Source organism: Campylobacter coli, from assembly GCA_039516895.1.
Lineage (GTDB): Bacteria > Campylobacterota > Campylobacteria > Campylobacterales > Campylobacteraceae > Campylobacter_D > Campylobacter_D coli_B.
Genome location: CP154437.1, coordinates 1,056,917 through 1,077,016, shown reverse-complemented (window position 1 = coordinate 1,077,016; position 20,100 = coordinate 1,056,917). Strand labels below are relative to the sequence as shown.

The 20,100-nt window shown below is 31.6% G+C and carries 20 protein-coding genes; 18 read left to right on the top strand and 2 right to left on the bottom strand.

All coding sequences use genetic code 11. The annotated features are described in order from the left end of the window. Nucleotides 1–11: 11 nt before the first annotated feature. Nucleotides 12–944 (bottom strand): hypothetical protein, encoded by a 933-nt coding sequence (locus AAID94_05460; protein ID XAK23293.1) that lies wholly within the window; start codon nt 942–944, stop codon nt 12–14. Between the two features lie 121 nt (nt 945–1,065). On the opposite strand from AAID94_05460, the gene AAID94_05455 reads away from it, so the two are divergent. The 18 genes from AAID94_05455 (at nt 1,066) to AAID94_05370 (ending at nt 16,389) form a co-directional block, all read left to right on the top strand. Continuing rightward, on the top strand, nt 1,066–3,096 hold the full coding sequence (locus tag AAID94_05455) for an ATP-dependent helicase (GenBank protein ID XAK23292.1): 2,031 nt from the start codon (nt 1,066–1,068) through the stop codon (nt 3,094–3,096). A 46-nt stretch (nt 3,097–3,142) separates the two neighbouring features. Continuing rightward, nucleotides 3,143–3,880: a substrate-binding domain-containing protein gene (locus AAID94_05450; protein XAK23291.1), complete on the top strand. Its 738-nt coding sequence runs from the start codon at nt 3,143–3,145 to the stop codon at nt 3,878–3,880. A gap of 106 nt (nt 3,881–3,986) precedes the next feature. Then, nucleotides 3,987–4,514, top strand: a complete 528-nt coding sequence (tpx, locus tag AAID94_05445) for a thiol peroxidase (GenBank protein ID XAK23290.1) — start codon at nt 3,987–3,989, stop codon at nt 4,512–4,514. 269 nt (nt 4,515–4,783) lie between these two features. Beyond that, nucleotides 4,784–7,558, top strand: a complete 2,775-nt coding sequence (gene napA, locus AAID94_05440) for a periplasmic nitrate reductase subunit alpha (protein ID XAK23289.1) — start codon at nt 4,784–4,786, stop codon at nt 7,556–7,558. A 17-nt stretch (nt 7,559–7,575) separates the two neighbouring features. Continuing rightward, nucleotides 7,576–8,316 carry a ferredoxin-type protein NapG gene (napG, locus tag AAID94_05435; GenBank protein ID XAK23288.1) on the top strand — a complete coding sequence of 247 codons (741 nt, stop codon included), beginning with the start codon at nt 7,576–7,578 and terminating at the stop codon, nt 8,314–8,316. Next, on the top strand, nt 8,313–9,098 hold the full coding sequence (gene napH / locus AAID94_05430) for a quinol dehydrogenase ferredoxin subunit NapH (GenBank protein ID XAK23287.1): 786 nt from the start codon (nt 8,313–8,315) through the stop codon (nt 9,096–9,098). The genes napG and napH overlap by 4 nt, the downstream gene beginning before the upstream one ends. Beyond that, entirely contained in the window at nt 9,095–9,619 is a 525-nt protein-coding gene (locus AAID94_05425) for a nitrate reductase cytochrome c-type subunit (GenBank protein XAK23286.1), read from the top strand. The genes napH and AAID94_05425 overlap by 4 nt, the downstream gene beginning before the upstream one ends. Nucleotides 9,620–9,623: 4 nt before the next feature. Continuing rightward, on the top strand, nt 9,624–10,544 hold the full coding sequence (locus AAID94_05420) for a WD40 repeat domain-containing protein (protein XAK23285.1): 921 nt from the start codon (nt 9,624–9,626) through the stop codon (nt 10,542–10,544). Next, complete coding sequence (locus tag AAID94_05415) at nt 10,531–10,866, top strand: chaperone NapD (GenBank protein XAK23284.1); 336 nt, start codon at nt 10,531–10,533, stop codon at nt 10,864–10,866. Before AAID94_05420 ends, AAID94_05415 begins: the two co-directional genes overlap by 14 nt. 13 nt (nt 10,867–10,879) lie before the next feature. Then, entirely contained in the window at nt 10,880–11,056 is a 177-nt protein-coding gene (locus AAID94_05410) for a hypothetical protein (GenBank protein ID XAK23283.1), read from the top strand. After that, entirely contained in the window at nt 11,053–11,733 is a 681-nt protein-coding gene (locus AAID94_05405; GenBank protein XAK23282.1) for an AzlC family ABC transporter permease, read from the top strand. The genes AAID94_05410 and AAID94_05405 overlap by 4 nt, the downstream gene beginning before the upstream one ends. Continuing rightward, the gene (locus AAID94_05400; GenBank protein XAK23281.1) at nt 11,723–12,043 is read left to right on the top strand and encodes an AzlD domain-containing protein; all 321 of its coding nucleotides are present in this window, start codon (nt 11,723–11,725) and stop codon (nt 12,041–12,043) included. Before AAID94_05405 ends, AAID94_05400 begins: the two co-directional genes overlap by 11 nt. After that, entirely contained in the window at nt 12,043–12,624 is a 582-nt protein-coding gene (locus AAID94_05395) for a LysE family translocator (protein XAK23280.1), read from the top strand. Before AAID94_05400 ends, AAID94_05395 begins: the two co-directional genes overlap by 1 nt. 43 nt (nt 12,625–12,667) lie before the next feature. Further along, on the top strand, nt 12,668–12,916 hold the full coding sequence (locus tag AAID94_05390) for a tetratricopeptide repeat protein (GenBank protein ID XAK24786.1): 249 nt from the start codon (nt 12,668–12,670) through the stop codon (nt 12,914–12,916). Next, the gene (locus AAID94_05385; GenBank protein ID XAK23279.1) at nt 12,913–13,410 is read left to right on the top strand and encodes a 2-oxoglutarate:acceptor oxidoreductase; all 498 of its coding nucleotides are present in this window, start codon (nt 12,913–12,915) and stop codon (nt 13,408–13,410) included. The genes AAID94_05390 and AAID94_05385 overlap by 4 nt, the downstream gene beginning before the upstream one ends. After that, complete coding sequence (locus AAID94_05380) at nt 13,379–14,494, top strand: CCA tRNA nucleotidyltransferase (GenBank protein ID XAK23278.1); 1,116 nt, start codon at nt 13,379–13,381, stop codon at nt 14,492–14,494. Before AAID94_05385 ends, AAID94_05380 begins: the two co-directional genes overlap by 32 nt. Continuing rightward, the gene (purU, locus tag AAID94_05375; GenBank protein XAK23277.1) at nt 14,495–15,319 is read left to right on the top strand and encodes a formyltetrahydrofolate deformylase; all 825 of its coding nucleotides are present in this window, start codon (nt 14,495–14,497) and stop codon (nt 15,317–15,319) included. Between the two features lie 158 nt (nt 15,320–15,477). Beyond that, the gene (locus AAID94_05370; GenBank protein XAK23276.1) at nt 15,478–16,389 is read left to right on the top strand and encodes an AEC family transporter; all 912 of its coding nucleotides are present in this window, start codon (nt 15,478–15,480) and stop codon (nt 16,387–16,389) included. Between the two features lie 77 nt (nt 16,390–16,466). On the opposite strand, the gene AAID94_05365 is transcribed toward AAID94_05370, so the two are convergent. Then, nucleotides 16,467–19,976, bottom strand: a complete 3,510-nt coding sequence (locus AAID94_05365) for an acyl-[ACP]--phospholipid O-acyltransferase (GenBank protein ID XAK23275.1) — start codon at nt 19,974–19,976, stop codon at nt 16,467–16,469. Between the last annotated feature and the right edge of the window lie 124 nt (nt 19,977–20,100).

Below are 20,100 nucleotides of genomic sequence, written 5' to 3'. Positions count from 1 at the left end.
TTTTAGACGGCTTATTTTACAGAAGTAATTTCTATAATTTCACAAAATGGAAAAAAGTATTGAGCCTTATTAAGACCAGCTTTTAAGCTATTTATGTGCTTAGAAAAATCACTTCCTTTTCCTTCTTTTTTAGTTTGAAGTTTAAATCTTTCTATAATTTCTTCACGCGCTACATATTGATTAAGCACTTCAGGGGTTTTAATATAAGGTGAAATTTTATCCATACTTATATATTTATAAGATTTTTTCATATCGGAGAAAATAATATCTTTATTGTAAATAGTTAAACTCATCTCTCCCTTAGGTAGCATTTTGACAAAAACGCTAAGAAAATAGTCTTTGGAATTATCCTCTATAATTGCTAACATATCTTTCAAAAGCTTGATTCTATAATCGCTTAAGAATTTACCATCAAGTACATAAACTTTCATATTTTCTGTACTTAATTGAGGCTCAAGGCGGCTATTTTTTCCTAAGCTTAAGTATTCTTGCGCTGGGCTTAGTTTTTTAGCTTGATAATTTGTTTTATTGTTATTTGTATTTTGAGGCTTAAATATTTTTTCTTGTTCTAAAATTTTTTGCTGTTTACTGATTTCTTTTTCAATTGCTGCTAGTTTTTTTTCATTATTTGGTTTTGTAATTTGAGAAGATTGTGTGATACTTTTATTCTCATCGTTAATAATGTTATTTGTATCCTTTTCATCTTGCTTATCTTGTACTAAATTTACATTTTCATTATTATTTGTATCTGTAGTATCGGAAACATAAGAGTTTTGAGTTGTTGTATAAGTATTATTGCTGTATTGGTTTTGTTCTGTTGAAGTTTGTGTTATAGGTGTATAGCTAGGTTTGGAATACTCAAAAAGATAGTAATAAGTCCCACTAAGTATTAATATTACAACAATTAAAATTCCTACAATAATAGAAAAAAATTTAAAATTCATCTTTAATTCCTTAACAAATAAAATAAATTGAATATTGTACTATATATTAATATAAATAAATGTTAAATTTTTATGTTTTTAAGCATTTTTTTTCTATAATTCGTGCTTTTTAAGGAAAAAAATGCCACTTTCTAGATTAAATGAAGAGCAGTATTTAGCTGCTACTGCAAATTTTGGACACAATCTGATCATAGCAAGCGCGGGGACAGGAAAAACTTCTACCATAGTTGCAAGAATTTCTTATCTGTTAAGCCAGGGTATATCGCCGCAAAAAATCATGCTTTTGACTTTTACTAATAAAGCTAGTAAAGAAATGATAAGTCGTTTGGGAAAATATTTTGATAAAAACATCACAGGAAAAATTTTAGCAGGAACTTTTCACAGTACAGCCTATACTTTGCTTAAAAGCGCAAACAAAGATGTGGTTTTAAAACAGGCCAGTGAGTTAAAAACCTTACTTAAGAGCGTTTATGAAAAAAGAACTTTTAGGCATTTAAGCGATATAAAACCTTATCAGCCAAGCTATTTGTATGATATATATTCTTTATTTCAAAACAAGGCTTATGATCAAGATTTTTACCATTGGTTTTGTATAAATTATGAAGATCAAAGTATTTATGCGGAAATTTATGAAGATATATTAAAAGAATATAGTGAAGAAAAAAAGCGTTTTAATTATGTGGATTTTAACGATTTACTTTTGAATTTAAAAACTCTTTTAAATGAAAAAAAATACGAATTTGATGAAATTTTGGTAGATGAATACCAAGACACTAATGCACTTCAGAGTTCTTTAATCGAAGCTTTTGAAAGTAAGAGTTTATTTTGTGTGGGCGATTATGATCAAAGTATTTATGCTTTTAATGGCGCAGATATCAATATCATAGGTGGATTCAAGCAGCGTTTTAAGGATGCTCAAATTTTTTCTTTAAACAAAAACTACCGCTCTTCAAGAAGTATCCTATCTTTGGCAAATAAGGTGATTTTAAATAATGAAAGACTCTATCCAAAAGAACTTATAGTTACAAGGAAGGATGAATTTAAAGCTCCTTCTTTACTTGCTTTTGAAGAATTATTTGATCAGTATCAAAATATAGCTAAAATGATACTTACTAGCGGAGTGAGCTTGGAAGAAATTGCCGTTATTTTCCGCAATAATTCGAGTGCAGATGGTATCGAAGTAGCCTTAAGAGAGCAAGGGATTGCAAGTGTAAGAAAAGGAAGTGGGAGTTTTTTTGAAAGTTTAGAGGTTAAAGCTTTTAGCGCTATGCTTGCTCTTGTGGTAAATCCTAAGGATATCATGGCATTTATTCATTTAGTTCAATACACCAAAGGCGTAGGTGGAGTTTTGGCAAAGGAAATTTTTGACGCTCTTTTAAAATTAGGTCATGGTAGCTTGATAAGGGGTTTTTTAGAACCTGATAAAAGTGTGAATTTGCAAAACCATCAAAAAAGAAATTACCAGCTTGGACTTTTTGCGGATTTAGAGGAATTAGCCAGTGAAAATCGTTTTAAATTCGAGAGCGAGTTTAATGCCCATCCTATCTTAAAGCTTTCAAAGATCAATGATTTGTGTGCTAAAAATTTAGAAAAAATTTATTTTTTCTTAAAAAAGGCTATGGAAACAAAGCATTCTTTAGCCTTGGTTAATTTAATTTGTGAAAATTCTTTTTATAAGGAAATTTGTGAAGAACTAGCCATCAAAAGAGCAACAAATAAAGCCGGACAAGTAGATCTTTTAAGAAAGAAAGAAAATTTAGAAAAGATAGAAATGAAATTTAATGTCTTAAAAGAACTCACTAAAAATTATAGTGATATTTATAAGTACTATAATTTCTTAACCCTAGGTGCAAGCGAGATGAGCAATGGCAAGGGTGTAAATTTACTGAGTGTGCATGCGAGTAAGGGTTTGGAATTTGACTTGGTATTTGTAATTGATCTTGCGCAAGGGCGTTTTCCAAACCAAAAACTTATGAGTATGGGCGGAAGTTTGGAGGAAGAAAGAAGACTTTTTTATGTTGCAGTAACAAGGGCTAAAAATATACTTTATCTTAGTTATGCAAAATACGATAAAAATAAAAAAACCGCTTTTGCACCTTCGCGTTTTCTTATAGAAGCAGGGCTTTGCAAGGGAGAGTTAACTATAGATTGATAATATTTTCTTTCAAAATTAATATCATTAAAGAAAGGTTTAATTTATGAAAAAATATTTATTTTTAAGTTTAATTGCAGCAAGTTTTTTAAATGCCGAAGTTTTAGTTTATGGTCCTGGTGGTCCTGCGCCAGCTATGAAAGAACTTGCATTAAAATTTGAAGAAAAAACCAAAGAAAAAGTTGTAGTTACTGCAGGTCCTACTCCATCATGGTTTAAAAAGGCTAAAAAAGATGCAGATTTGATTTTTTCAGGCAATACTTCTATGATGGATGGATTTATCAAAAGAATTCCTAGCTTAAAATTAGAAGATTTAGTTGTTTTAAATATGCGTCCTTCAGGCATCATCGTGCGTCCTAATAACCCAAAAAATATCAAAAGCTTTGAAGATATTTTAAAAGATAATGTAAATGTTATGGTTGTTGATGGTGCGGGGCAAGTTGGACTTTACGAAGATATGGCTTTAAAAAATGGTAAAAGAGAAAATTTAGTCAAGTTGCGTAAAAATATTAAAGTTTATGCTAAAAATTCTAAAATAGCTATAGATGAGTGGAATAATAATCCAAACATAGATGCTTTAATCATTTGGTCACATTGGGCCAAGGCTTTAGGAGATAAGGCTTTGTTTATCGAAGATGAAAAAGCAGTGGTTTATCGATCAGCTGAAATAATTCCTACCAAAAAAGGCCTTCAAAACAAACAAGCTTTAGAATTTGTGAAATTTATTCAAAGTAAAGAAGCTCAAGAAATTTGGAAAAAGCATGCTTGGAATGAAGTTGACTGATTTTAAGTCACACATTTAAAGAATTAATAATAATTATTAAGATATAATAATTGTTGAAATATTTAATTACAAAAATGTTTCAATTTATAAAAATAAAGGATGACAAATGAGTTCAGTAAATTTTAAAGGAAACCCAGTAAAACTTAAAGGAAATTCAGTAGAAGTTGGAGCAGATGCTCCTAAGGTAGAGCTTAAAGCTAAAGACTTAAGTGCGATTGAAATCGGTGCTGCAGGTAAAACACAAATTGTTTTAAGTCTTCCAAGCTTGGATACTCCAGTTTGTGCAACTGAAGCAAGAGAATTTAACAAAAAAGTAGCAAGCTACAATGGAGCAGAAGTTGTGGTTGTAAGTATGGATTTACCTTTTGCTATGGGTAGATTTTGTAGCACTGAAGGTATAGAAAATCTAAGCGTTGCTAGCGATTTTGTAGCAAAAGAATTTGGAGAAAAATACGGAGTATTGATCGGTGAAGGTCCACTAGAAGGTCTTTTAGCTCGTGCTGTATTTGTAATCAAAGATGGCAAAATTGCTTATAAAGAACTAGTAAGCGAAGTGACAGAAATGCCAGATATTGCAAAACTTGATGCATTTTTTGGCGGTTCTAGCTGCTGCGGTGGATGCGGTTGTCATTAATTTTTTATCTATAAAGCCCCAATGGGGCTACTCTCCTAGCTTTTAAAATAAATCATCAACAAAATATTTTTAATTTATATTTTTGTAAAATTAGTGCTTTCTAGTTTATTTTATTGTACATAATTTTATTATTTCAAAAATGATAAAAGGAGAATAAAAGTCCTATAAAATAGGGCTTTGAAATTATTATTTTTTATAAAAAATTCAAGATAATTTTATTTTCTATTTTTTATAATAAAATGATTTTTATTATTTTGGAGGATTAGAGTATGAATAGAAGGGATTTTATTAAAAATACCGCTATTGCGAGTGCTGCTAGTGTTGCAGGTCTTAGTGTTCCAAGCCCAGTATTGGGTGCACAAGAAGAAGAGTGGAAATGGGATAAAGCCGTTTGTAGGTTTTGTGGAACAGGCTGTGGAATTATGATAGCTAGAAAAGATGGTAAGATTGTAGCAATCAAAGGCGATCCTGCTGCTCCTGTAAATCGAGGTCTTAATTGTATTAAAGGATATTTTAATGCTAAAATCATGTATGGAGAAGATCGTCTTGTTATGCCTTTGCTTCGTGTGAATGACAAAGGAGAATTTGACAAAAAAGGAAAATTCAAACAAGTTTCTTGGCAAAGAGCTTTTGATGAGATGGAAAAGCAATTTAAAAAAGCTTATAATGAGCTAGGAGTAAGCGGTGTAGGAATTTTTGGAAGTGGTCAATATACTATCCAAGAAGGCTATGCAGCTTTAAAACTTGCAAAAGCAGGCTTTAGAACAAACAATATTGATCCTAATGCAAGACATTGTATGGCTTCTGCTGTGGTTGGTTTTATGCAAACTTTTGGTGTGGATGAACCATCAGGCTGTTATGATGATATAGAGCTTACTGATACTATCATCACTTGGGGAGCAAATATGGCTGAAATGCACCCTATACTTTGGTCAAGAGTTAGCGATAGAAAACTAAGCAATCTTGATAAGGTCAAAGTTGTAAACCTAAGCACTTTTTCTAATCGTACTTCAAATATTGCCGATATTGAAATCATTTTCAAACCAAATACGGACTTAGCTATTTGGAACTATATAGCAAGAGAGATTGTTTACAATCATCCTGAAGCTATGGATAAAAAATTTATTAAAGATCATTGTGTCTTTGCAACAGGCTATGCAGATATTGGTTATGGTATGAGAAATAATCCAAATCACCCTAAATTCAAAGAAAGTGAAAAAGATACCGTTGCAAAAGAAAATGCAATCACTTTAGATGAAGAAGAAGCCACTTCTCTTTCTTATCTTGGTGTGAAAGCGGGTGATAAATTTGAAATGAAACATCAAGGTGTAGCTGATAAGAATTGGGAAATCTCTTTTGAAGAATTCAAAAAAGGTTTAGCACCTTATACTTTAGAATACACTGCAAAAGTAGCCAAGGGTGATGATAATGAATCTTTGGAAGATTTCAAGAAAAAACTTCAAGAATTAGCTAATTTATATATAGAAAAAAATCGTAAAGTGGTAAGTTTTTGGACTATGGGCTTTAACCAACACACAAGAGGTTCTTGGGTAAATGAGCAAGCTTATATGGTGCATTTTTTACTTGGCAAACAAGCTAAACCAGGTAGCGGAGCTTTCTCTTTAACAGGACAACCAAGTGCTTGTGGAACTGCTAGAGAGGTAGGAACATTTTCTCATCGCTTGCCTGCAGATATGGTTGTGGCAAATCCAAAACATAGAGAAATTTCAGAAAAAATTTGGAAAGTACCTGCAAAAACAATCAATCCAAAACCAGGTTCGCCTTATCTTGGTATTATGAGAGATTTAGAGGACGGTAAGATTAAATTTGCTTGGGTTCAAGTGAATAATCCATGGCAAAATACTGCAAATGCAAACCATTGGATCGCAGCAGCTAGAGAGATGGATAATTTTATCGTTGTAAGCGATTGTTATCCTGGAATTTCAGCAAAGGTAGCTGATCTTATCTTGCCAAGTGCGATGATTTATGAAAAATGGGGCGCTTATGGTAATGCTGAAAGAAGAACTCAGCACTGGAAGCAACAAGTTTTACCTGTGGGTGCTGCTATGAGTGATACTTGGCAAATTTTAGAATTTGCAAAACGCTTTAAACTTAAAGAAGTTTGGAAAGAGCAAAAAGTAGATGATAAGCTTACTTTGCCAAGCGTATTAGAAGAAGCAAAAGCTATGGGTTATAGCGAGGATGATACACTTTTTGATGTTTTATTTGCCAATAAAGAAGCAAAAAGCTTTACTTCAAATGATGCTGTTATGAAAGATTTTGATAATAGCGAAGTTAAAGGCGATGAAAGAAAAATTCAAGGCAGTGATGGAAAAGAATTTAAAGGATATGGCTTTTTCGTTCAAAAATATCTTTGGGAAGAGTATCGTAAATTCGGCTTAGGTCATGGTCATGATTTGGCTGATTTTAACACTTATCATCAAGTAAGAGGTTTAAGATGGCCGGTGGTAAATGGCAAAGAAACACAATGGAGATTTAATACTAAATTTGATTATTATGCTAAAAAAGCTGCTTCAAATTCAGACTTTGCTTTTTATGGTGAATTTAATAAAATGCTCACCAATGGAGATTTGATAGCTCCTAAGGATGAAAAAGAGCATAGTATTAAAAATAAAGCTAAAATTTTCTTTAGACCATTTATGAAGGCACCTGAAAGACCAAATGAAGAATATCCATTTTGGCTTTCAACTGGAAGGGTTTTGGAGCATTGGCATAGCGGGACTATGACTATGCGTGTGCCCGAGCTTTACCGTGCTGTCCCAGAAGCACTTTGTTATATGAGTGAAAAAGATGGTGAAAAATTAGGTTTAAATCAAGGAGATTTAGTTTGGGTAGAATCGCGTCGTGGTAAGGTAAAAGCAAGAGTGGATATGCGTGGTAGAAACAAACCGCCTGTAGGGCTTGTTTATGTACCTTGGTTTGATGAAAATGTTTATATCAATAAAGTTACCCTAGATGCGACTTGTCCGCTTTCTAAACAAACCGACTTTAAAAAATGTGCGGTAAAAATTTATAAAGCTTAAGATGAAGGTTTGATTTGATGAAAGATAGAAGAGAATTTTTTGCTAGTGCTTTTAAAGGCTTGTGTCTTTGCACTGCGGGTGGATTTTTGGCAAATTTAAGCCTAAAGGCTGATGATGATTATGCCTTGAGGCCACCAGGGGCTGAAGATGAAGCGAGATTTTTAAGCAAATGTATTCGTTGTGGCTTGTGCGTAAAAGCCTGTCCATACGATACCTTAAAACTTGCTACTTTGCTAGATAGTGCAAAAAACGGAACCCCTTTTTTTAAAGCTAGAGAAATTCCTTGTTATCTTTGCAAGGACATACCATGTATCAAGGAATGTCCAACCGATGCTTTGGATAAAAAACATTTAGAGCAGGGCATAGAATCTTTAAAAATGGGTATTGCAATCGTAGATAGTGCTTCTTGTGTAGCACATTGGGGAATTCAGTGTGATGCTTGTTATAGGGCTTGTCCTTTGATAGATAGGGCTTTAAAACTTGAGCTTAAACGCAATGAACGCACTGCTAAGCACGCCTTTTTATTGCCTAGTGTCGATCATGAAGTGTGTGTGGGCTGTGGGCTTTGTGAGCTTGCTTGTATTACAGAAAAGCCTGCTATTCGTGTTTTACCACGCGAGTATGTTTTGGGCAAGGCTGGTTCGCATTATGTAAAGGGTTGGGATCAAGAGGACGAAGATCGTATAAAAGATGCAGATACTTCTAAATATTTTGATGCTAAAAAGGCAACAAATTATTTAAATGAGGGGGAAATTTGATGAGGTATTTAATCGCTAGACGCATCGTTCAAATCGGAATTTTAGCTCTTTTTAGTTTTAAGGCTACAGATTTTATTTTAAAAGGAAATTTAAGTTCCTCTAGGCTTTTTAACACCCTACCTTTAAGCGATCCTTTTGCAGTGATTCAAATTTATTTAGCAAGTTTTAGTGTAGATTTAATGGCACTTATAGGGGCATTGATCGTTTTGATTCTTTATGGAGTTTTCTTAGGTCGTGCTTTTTGTGCTTGGGTGTGTCCTGTAAATTTGATTACTGATTTTGCTGCTTTTGTTCGTTCTAAAATGGCTTTTAAACAGAGTAAGGTTTTAATTTTAAGCAAAAACTTAAGATATTATATTTTGGCTTTGAGTTTAATTCTTTCTTTTGTATTATCTTTGCCTGTATTTGAAAGCATATCTTATATAGGCATTATACATAGGGGAATTATTTTTGGCACTACTTCTTGGATATTTGTAGCTTTTATACTTTTTTGTATAGATACTTTTTTAAGTCCTAGGGCGATATGCTCACATTTGTGTCCTTTGGGAGCTTTTTATGCTCTCATCTCTCGTTTTGCACTTTTGAAAATCAAGCACAATCATCAAAATTGCACTAAGTGTTATAAGTGTATTGGAATTTGTCCTGAAAAACAAGTTCTTTGGATGATAGCTAAAGAAAGTGCGAGTGTAAATTCGGGTGAATGTATAAGATGTGGACGCTGTGTGGAAGTATGTAATGATGATGCTTTAAATTTTAATATATTTGATTTAAGGAAAAAATGATGAAAAAGAAAATAGTTTTATTAGCAAGTGTTGCTACAATGTTTTTAGCCGCTTGTGCGTTAAATAGTGGGGTGAGTTCAGAGCAAATTGGACTTAGAAAAGCAAGCTTAGAAAATGAAAATAAGGTAGATTTGGTCGATGCTAGTTTTACTACCTTGCAACCAGGTGAATCTATCCTTTTTGAGCGTTCTTTTGAAAATGCACCACCGCTTATTTCACATACTATCGAGGATATGTTGCCTATTACCAAAGATAATAACACCTGCCTTACTTGTCATGATAAAGCAATTGCAAGCGATGTTGGCGCAACTCCTCTTCCTGCGAGCCATTATTATGATTTTAGAACCAATAAAACTACGGGGGATGCAATCAGTGATTCACGTTTTAATTGTACCCAATGCCATGTTCCACAAAGTGATGCAAAACCTTTGGTTGGAAATAGTTTTAAAGCTGAATTTAAAAATGAAGGCTTAAAAAATCGTTCTAATTTAATCGATGTAATTAATGAGGGTGTTGAGTAAAATAATGAAAAAAATTCTTTTCATTTTAAGTTTTTTATATATTTTATCTCCTGCTTATGAGCTAAAGCTTAATTCAAATATTACAGCTTTAAAGCTTGATCAGCAGGAGCTATATATAGGCACCGATAAAGGCGAGATTTACGAGTATAATTTAAAAGATAAAAGTTTAAAAGAGCTTTTATCTTTGCCTAAAATTAAGAATTATTATGAAGGCGATTTTGCTAGAATTTATAGCATCGATGTTTATAAGAATTCTCTTTTGGTACTTAGTGAAGGAGATTTTGGAGGAAAGAATTTAAGTCTTTATGATAAAAATCTTCAAATTCAAATACTTCAAGAAAGTAGTGTTAAGGAAGCTTTTTTTATAGATGAAAACACCTATCTTTTGATTTTATTGGGCTCTAAAATAGAATTGGTAAATAAAGATTTAAAGCGTATAAATCAGTTTAAATTCTCTCATTCTAGCTTAAATGATGCGGCTTTAAATGAAGAAAAAACTAAGCTTGTGGCAGGATTTGAAAGTGGAGAAGTAGAGCTTTTTGATTTAAAAAAATGGAAAATATTAAAAAACTATGATAAAATGCACAAAGATAATATCTATCAAGTTGATTTGAAAAATGACACTATTTTAAGTTGTGGTACAGATAGGCGTATAGGCTTGGTAAAAAATGAAGAACAATCTTTTTTACAAAAGGATTTTTTAATTTATACTTGTGCTTTAAGCCCTAGTGGGAAATTGGCTGCATATAGTGATAATGAAGCGGGTTTTAATGAGGTTTTTGATACAAATACCTTAAAAACCATTAAAATTTTCAAGGATGAAAATTTAATGAGTGAAATCATCATTTTTATCAACGAAAGAGAATTGATTGTCTCAGGTTTTGGAGATAAAATTGTATTTAGGAGTTTAGATGAATCTTTCTAGTGTTTTGATTGTAGCAAAAGTACAACATATAGAAGAATTAAAAAAAGAAATTTTAAGAATTCCATCATGCTCAATAGAACTTTGTGAAAATGAAAAAATCATCGTTGTAATAGAAAGTGAAAATTTAGAAAAAGAACTCCAGTCTTATAAAATGCTTGAAAAATTACCTCATATTATCAGTATAAATATGGTTTTTTCTTATCAAGATTTGGATAAAGATATCCAAAAAGCTATCAGTAGTGGAGCTATACAAACCATAGAAAAAAATGAAAATGCTGAAAATATTCGTTATTATGGCAGCATTTATAATCAAATTTCTTGATTAAAGTTTTTAGATGGTTTTTTTAATTCCTTTGCTTATTATTATAGCTATTATTTTTGGTATTGATTATTTGTATTTTAATGATGAAAATGCTAAAGTAAAAGAAGAACAGCAAATTAATAAAACTGATCCGAATTTAGACAAACAAAGAGAAGAATATCTAAAACATTTATTCAAAGAGAAGAAATGAAGCAAAGAGAACTCTTTATTCTTACTATCCCTGTTTTAATGGGTTATATCCCTTTAGGAGCTGCTTTTGGAATTTTAGCTGCTAGCAAAGATTTTTCTTTGCTTGAAATTTTGCTTAGTTCAATTTTTATTTATGCAGGTGCTGGGCAATTTCTTTTAGTAGCTTTAGTGGCGCAAAATGTATCTTTTTTGATGATTTTTTTTACTTTATTTTTATTGAATTTTCGCCATTTTTTCTACACTTTATCGCTTTTAAAAGAGTTAAAATCCATTAATTTTCTAAGACACTATATTATCTTTGCTTTAACAGATGAAAGTTTTGCTCTTTTAAGCTCTATTAAAGAGAAAATCAAAAATCTTAGCCGTACGCAAAGATCGCTTGTTATGTTTGAAGTTTGTTTATTAAATCAAATTTATTGGGTAATAGGTTCTGTTTTGGGTTATTATTTTAAGCAAGGACTAAATATCGATTATTCGGGGGTAGAATTCAGTTTAAATGCTCTTTTTGTTGTATTAGCTTATGAGCTTTATAAGCAAAATCCTAATTTAAAAATTTTACTTTATTCTTCTTTTGTAGCACTCTTTGCTTTATTTTGTATAGATAAGCCTTATATGCTAGCTTTTTGTATTTTTATCGCTTTGGCTATTTTGATTTTTGGAAAAAAATATGTTAGATAAAAATATCTTGTATGCAATTTTAGCAGCTTCTTTGGCGACTTATTTAACTCGTGTTTTAGCTTTTATTTTGTTTAAAAACAAAAAAGAAAATCATCATTTGCTTTTTGTGCAACATAATATGCCTTTGGTTATTATCATCATTTTATTTTTTTATACCTTTTATGAGGTGGATTTTTATTCTTATCCTTATGGGATTGATTTTATTATTTCTTGTATTTTGGTATTTTTGATACATATACTTTTTAAAAATGCACTTCTTAGTATTATTTTAGGAACCATTTTTTATATGTTTGTTTTAAGATTGTTTTAATGGACTATACTTTATTTATCTTAACTTTTGTTTCCGTTTCTTTACTTCCAGGATTGTGTATGAGTCTAGCTTTTTCCTTGGGGCTTTCTTTAGGATATAAAAATACTTTATGGATGATATTTGGCGAGCTTGTGGGATTGGCATTGGTGGTTTTATGTTGTGCTTTGGGGATAGAGTTTGTTTTGCGGTATGAAAATTTATTTAAATTCTTTCAAATAGCGGGTGCTTTGTATCTTTTATATATCGCTTTTGTATTATTTAGATCAAAAAGTCAAATTACTCAAGAAAAAATCATCAATAAGAAAAAAATTTCTCTCATCATTCAAGGTTTTATAGCTTCTTCTTCTAATCCAAAAGCATGGATTTTTATGTTTTCTATCTTGCCTTCTTTTTTAAAATTTCATGTGAGTGTAAATGTTTTGCTTTTGATTATTTTATTGATAGAATTTTGTTCTTTAAGTCTTTATGCTTTAGGTGGAAGTATATTTAAGATCTTTATGAATAAGCATTTGGATAAAATCAATAAAATCAGCGCTTTGTTTATCTTTGTGATGGCTCTTAGTATATTATATAAAGTTTAACTTAAAATGCTTTTTGCTAAAATTAAAAAAAATATTAGGAAAGATAATGAAAAACACAGTTACAGAAGCTTCTATTTATGAAGCCCAAGGGCTTAAAGATGAAGCTTTAGAGATTTATAAAAATATTTTAAAAGAAGATCCTAATAATCAAAATGCAATCGATGCGGTGCGTCGTCTTAGCGGGTTTCGTTCTAAGCATCAGGATTTAAACACTCAAATGCTTGATTTTTTTATAAATATGAAAAGCGATGAAGAGATCAATGAATTTAAAAGGTGGTTGATAAAAATATGAATTTAGAAGATTTAGCAAAGAAAACTATCAGTGAAGTTAGCTCTATCATGGAAGAACAAAGAAGGCAAAGTGAAATTCTAAAAGAACAAGAAGAGCTTAGAAAGACTCAAATTCAAGAGGATATGCCTACGGTTGAGCTTAAGGAAGAGCCTATTGTGGAGCAAAAATTAGAAGATAAAATTTCTATGGCAAAATTTGAAGAAGAGCAAAAAATTCAAGAAGAGATTAAAAATTTAGATGAGTTAAATCAAGAAGATAAAGAGCCTGTTAAAGAAGAAGCTGTTTTGCAAAGTGAAATTTTAAACCCTAGTGTTATAGCAGAAGTGCAAACTCTTAATGAAGATATATTTTTAAAACACCTAAGAGAAAGAATTTTAGTTCTTTTTGAAGGTTTAAATAGCACTAAAGAGGAGAATTTAGAACATAGACTTCAATTAACTATTAATTTTTTAGAGTTTTTACTTGCAAACATCGAAGATAAGCTTAAAAAATAATGCAGATTTAAAATTTGTCATTGATTTTTTAAGCCCTTATACCCAAAGAGCTTATTTGGTTGGTGGGAGTGTAAGGGATTTATTTTTAGGTTTGGAAATTTATGATTATGATATAGAGCTTTATGATGTAAGTCCTAGTGATTTTGAAAAAATGATGAAAAAACTAGGCGCACAAGGCTTTGGAAAAAGTTTTTTTGTATACAAATTTAAAAATTATGATTTTGCTCTTGCTAGAACTGAAAACAAAACAGGTTATGGACATACGGGTTTTGAGGTGCAAATTTGCAATGATGAAAAATTAGGTGCCAAAAGACGCGATTTTACCATAAATTCTATGATGATCAATCTTTTTAATAATGAATTTTTAGACTTTTATGGAGGGTTAAAAGATCTAGAACAGGGTATTTTAAGGCATATTGATCTAACGAGTTTTCAAGAAGATAGTTTAAGAATTTTAAGAGCAGTGGCTTTTGCTTCAAGATTTGATTTTAAAATAGCAGATGAAAGCTTAAAATTAATGCAAAGCATGAACATAAAAGATCTTAGCAGAGATAGGATCAATGCTGAGCTTTATAAATTTTTTAAAAGCTCCAAACTTGAAGTGGGCTATAAATACTTACAAGAGCTTAAGATAGAAAAAGAAATTTTTGGCTTTGATAGTGCTTTTAAAAGCATGGAATTTCAAGCTCTGCTTAAACAAAGTAGGAAGGTGATTAAAGATGACGCTTTGTTTTTGTATTTGTATTTAAATTTTTTTAATTTAAATAAAGAAGAATTTTTTAAAAAAAGTAAAATAAAAAAAGAGTATTTCAAAAAGGCAAATCAAGCCTTTTATCTTGATAAAATGAGCGATTTTGATTTGGCAAGCATTGCTTTGGATATGCCTTTAAAGGAATGGCTTGGGCTTTGGGATGAAGAGCGCATAAAGCGGGCTAAAAAATTCAAACTCTATGAGAATAAATTTAAAACAAGTATTTTAGCAAAAGATTTTATCGAAGCTGGAATTTATGGTAAAATGTTAGGTTTAAAGCTCAAAGAAGCAAGAGAAAATGAATTGTATGAATATATTAAAAGGTTAAATTAAATGATTTCTGTATTAAAAATTTGCACCAAGGATCAAAAAGGATTGATTTATCGCATTTCTGATGTGATTTTTAAATATCATATTAATATAGTAAAAAATGATGAATTTGTAGGCGAAGAAATGTTTTTCTTTCGTGCTATTTTAGAGGGTGAGTTTGATAAAAAAGCCTTTGTTGGAACACTTGAGGCGATGTTGGGTGAAGAAGCTTATATAGAGCTTTGTGAAAAAAGAAAGAAAGATATTATTGTTTTTGCTACCAAAGAAAGCCATTGTTTGGGAGATTTATTGATTAAGCATTATAGTAATGAGCTTGAGGCCAATATCAAAGCCGTGATTTCTAATCACGACACTCTTAAAAACTTAGTGGAGAAATTTGAAATCCCTTATCATCACATCAGTGCAGAAAATTTAGAACGCAAAGAACAAGAAAAACAAGTTTTAGAATGCTTGAAAGAATATCAATTTGATTATTTGGTTTTGGCAAAATATATGAGAATTTTATCCCCTGATTTTGTCAAACATTTTGAAGGAAAGATAGTAAATATTCATCATTCTTTCTTGCCCGCATTTATAGGAGCAAATCCTTACAAGCAAGCTTTTGAACGAGGGGTGAAGATTATTGGAGCTACGGCACATTTTGTTAATAATAATCTTGATGAAGGTCCAATCATCACTCAAGCAGTTTTGCCTGTAAGTCATGAGTATACTTGGCAAGATATGCAGCAAGCCGGACGCAATGTAGAAAAAAATGTGCTTTCAAAGGCACTTGATTTGGTTTTTGATGATAGAATTTTTATACACAAAAATAAAACCATAGTATTTTGATAAAAAATTGAGTATTTTTAGATAAGCAAGTTTTATATTTTCATATAAAAATATAAAACTTAAAACATTTTAAGTTCTCTTTTAATTATAAAGAATATAATTTTTTCCATTTTTAAAATTACCTTTATAAGTAATAAAATAAGAAGAGGATATAAAGTATGTTTATTTTTACTCCTTTGTTTACGATTTTTATCTTGCTTGCTGGTGGATATTTTGCTAAAAGAGTGGGCATCTTAAAACAAAAGCAAGCAAGAACCTTTTTGGATTTTGCTATCGTTTTTGCTTTACCTTGTTTAATTTTCGATAAAGCTTATCATTTAAATTTTGACTTTTCTTTGGTTGTTTTGATATTTATAGGATTTTTTAGTTGTGCTCTTGCTGCTTTTGTAGTTGTATTTTTAGGTTTTATTTTTAATTTTTCAAAAGCAACTTTAGTGAGTATGTTTTTACTTTCTTGCTTTGGGAATACTATTTTTGTGGGCATGCCTATCATTGAAGGCATTTTTGCTAATGCGCAATTTGGCGCAGAAGTAATACTTTATGATGCTTTAGCTACTACTTTGCCTATTTCTCTTATAGGGCCTTTTATCCTTTCTTTGGGAAGTGGAGAAAAAGTAAGCCTGATGGCAAATATTAAAAAAATTCTTTCTTTTCCACCTTTTTTGGCTTTGCTTTTGGGTTTTTTGTGTAAATTAATATCCTTACCTGAATTTATTTTCTCTCCCATTCGTTTATTTGGCGGTGCGGCCACTCCAGTAGCACTTTTTGCTATAGGTTTGGGACTTGGTTTTATGGCGATTAAAACCGCCTATAAGCCTACCATTCTTGTGATTTTAGCTAAAATGGTTTTAGCACCTTTGATTTTTGTGCTTTTATTAAAGCTTTTTGGTTTTCAAATGCAAGCTTCAATTATAGTTGCCATCATAGAAAGCGCCACGCCTACCATGACTTTAGCAGGGGCTATGGTAATGAAGGCTAAATTAGATAGCAATCTAGCTGTAAGTTCTGTGGCTTTTGGAGTGCTTTTTGCTTTTATTTCTATGCCGATTTTAGTTTGGGTTTTGGTGTAAATTTTTAAGCATATGAAGGAATGATAAGAAAATTAAAAAGCAAAGAGTGTTTATCTCTTTGCTAAAAATTTGTTATTTTAAATCAAGCTTTTTGCTAATTCCTTAGCGCCTTTTAAATCCACTTTCCCAGAGCCTAAAAGTGGAATTTTTTCTACTTTTAAGTAGCGACTTGGCTTGAAAATAGCAGGCATACTTGAGCTTTTTATGGCTTCGCAAACACCTTCAAAGAATTCTTCATCGCATTCTACAAGTAGGGCAACTTGTTCGCCTTTTTTCTCATCTTCTAGGGCCACAGCGCAAAATTTCACTATATTTGTATCGATAAATTTAGCAATTTCTTCTTCTAAGGCACCCAAAGATATCATCTCTCCACCAATTTTTGCAAAACGTGAATAACGATCTACGATATATAAAAATCCATCTTCATCTAAATGTCCTTTATCACCAGTGTTATACCATCTTATACCATCGATTTCTTTGATGACTTCATCGGTTTTTTCTTTGTTGTTAAGATATCCTACCATGACTTGGTGTCCGCCTATAAGTATCAGTCCATCTTCGTTTGTTTTTAGAGTTTCGTAAGTATTAGGATCGACAATGCGAACCGCAGTTCCAGGTAAAGGCATACCCACACTTCCTTCTTTGCTTGCGCGGTGAACTATCCAATAATCTGCATCAAAGCGATTAGGTAAATTCACACTTGCAACAGGAGTGGTTTCAGTCGCTCCATAACCTTCAAAAATAGTCTTTTTAAATTTCATTTCAAAAGCAGATCTGACTTCATTTTTAAGTTTTTCAGCTCCTGAAACAACCACTCTTAGGCTTTCAAACATAATGGCATCAAGCTTTTTATTTCTAGCATAAATTCCTAAGAAAGTTGAGGTTCCACACATTATCGTAACATTGTTTTTGGCTACAGCTTTTGCTACACCCAAAGCATCAGTTGGATCAGCAAAAGTGATACTTTTAATGCTTTCAAGTAAAGGTAAAAATGTAGTCACAGTTAGCCCAAAAGCGTGAAAAGGGGGCAAGGATGAAAGTATCACATCATTATTTCTTGTGCAAAGCACATCTGAAATTTGAGCGATATTACTTAAAATATTGCGGTTGTTTAACATTACGCCTTTTGGAGTGCCTTCGCTACCACTGCTAAAAAGAATGGCTGCTATGGCGAGATTATTCTTAGAAGGAGCAAAGATCGCTTTTAATATAAAGCTAGGTAAAATACTAACTGTCATCATCATTGCTAAAATTTTACTTTTTTGTTTTTTAAAGATTTCAACCACATCTTCCATATAGATAAGATTTACCTCTTCGCCAAAATTAAGAGAGACACCTTTACTTTCTAGTTTTTCTAAGAATTTTTTAGAAGTATAAATTTGTGAAATTTGAGCGCTTTTTACTGCTGCTTGCAAAGCTTTTTCTCCTGCAGTAAAATTTAAATTTACTACAACTTTTTGTGCAAGTAAGACGCTTAAATTCAGTAAAGAGCTAGCAAAAGAAGCAGGGAGTAAAATTCCTACACATTCTTCTTTAGGTGCATAAGATCCGCGTTCAAGATTGTTATTGATTTTTTTTGAATTTTCTTTTATAAGGGTGCTTAAAATAAAACTAAGACTCAGTAATTTTCTATAACTGATCGCCCCTGCTATAGAATCGATTATAGCTATATTGCTAAGATTTCTTTTAGCGCTGGTGATAAAAGCTCTTGCTATGGTATGCATTGCTTCGCATTGAGATTTCCAAGCCATAAAAGAAAGTTCAAAAACTTTAGCCTTTACTTCTTCTTTTTTAGAGTGTAAAGACATAGGAGCACCAAAAGCTATAGCGATATTTCTTTTGCTTAAGGTGCGATTTCTGGCCGAAAATTCTTCATCGCTTCTTGAAAAAGTACTGCCCCAAAGTCCGCGTATATAAAAAGGCAAGATCACTCCATCATCTTCTTCTAAATTTGAGCAAACATGCTCAAATCCACCTTTAAATTCATTGAGTTGTCCATGTCTTGAAAGCACGCCTTCAGGAAAAAGACAAACTAAATCCCCTTGTTTAATACGCTCTGCAATAAGCTCTAAACTAGCCTTGCTTGCTGCACTTGAAACAGGAATGACACCAAATTTATCAAGAAAAATTTTAATATACCATTTAGAATAAATACTTCGCTCCATGACAAAATAAATTTTTCTAGGGATTGCCATTTGCACTATAGCCCAATCAATAAAAGAAATATGATTGCCCAAAAGCAAAGCGCCGCCTTTTTCAGGGATATTTTTAAAGCCTTCCACAAGCAAACGATAACGCCCTAAAAATGCTATGCTTAAAAGCATTCTTACTAAAGAAAAAGGGAGTTTAAAGACTACATAAATCGCACCCAAAAAAGCAACAAGAGTGATGAAGTAAAATAAATAAACCACATTGATTTCTAAATTGGCAAATAAAGTTGCTAAAACAAGAAAAGTGAGCATTGCGATATTTTGCACGAAGTTATTTCCTGCTAAAATTTTACCCAGCTCATTTTCTTTTGCATGAAATTGTATAAGAGAATTTAAAGGTATGATAAATAATGCACCACAAAAACCAAAGATGAAAAAGATAAAACTATATGTAATCAAGCTTGTAAAATAGGGCATAATTAAAGCCATTAAAAATACACCTAAAGCTCCAAAAGGAATGAGTCCAAGCTCGATATAATTTTTAGAAAATCTACCTGCTATTAAGGAACCTAAAACTACCCCAATCCCTGAAAATCCTAAAGAAACTTGTACAAAAAAAGTATTTTCAACAAAAAGTTCATTTTTGCTAAATACGGGAAAACTCACAAGATATAATTGTGATATCGCCCAAAATATCGAAATTCCAACGATACAAAGCCAAATTATTTTATTTTCAAAAATAAGTTTTAAATTGCTCATCAGCAATTTTCCGCTCAAATAGCGTTTAGAATCAAATTTTAATTCTTTTATCTCATCTTTAAGCTTAGGTAAACGCCATGCCAAGTAAAGCTCTATAAGGGAAAAAAGTATAAGTAAAAATCCCAAAGGCGCGACTTGTTTTAAAACCTCTTCTGAGCTGCTATAATTTGCATCATATAAGCTTTCAAAACTTAAAGAAAAAAGACTCATTCCAGCCAGTATAGCTACGATACTTACTGCATTAACTGCACCATTTCCCATCGCAAGTAAATCTTTTCCAACTAATTCTTTAATAAAGCCGTATTTGCTAGGAGAATAAAGTGCTGCTTGAATTCCCATGATAAAAGTAAGGGCAAAAGCTGTCCAAAAAGCCCCATTGTAATAACTTATACAAATGATAATCGTAAGTATAACGCTAAAGGCTGCTGAGAGTTTCATGATAAGATTTTTTGGATATTTATCTGCTAAAAATCCCGATGGCGAAAGCATTAAAATAAAAGGTAGAAGGATAAGAGCATTAACAATGGCTGTTAAAAGAAGCTGTGTGCTACCTTCATAAACTTTATAAATAGTATTTTGAATAATAATCTTGTGTCCTAAATCCACAAAAGCATTGATAAAAGCTACAAGCAAAAAGGGTATGAGTCCGTGGATTTGTAAAAAAGAATTTTTTTGCATATAATTTACTCCTAAATTTGTGAAAAACTTTTATAAATGTGGCACTGATTTTATCATAAAATTCTAACAATAAAATAGAAAATGATTGAGAACAAGAACTGACAATCTTTTAAAAAACAATAAG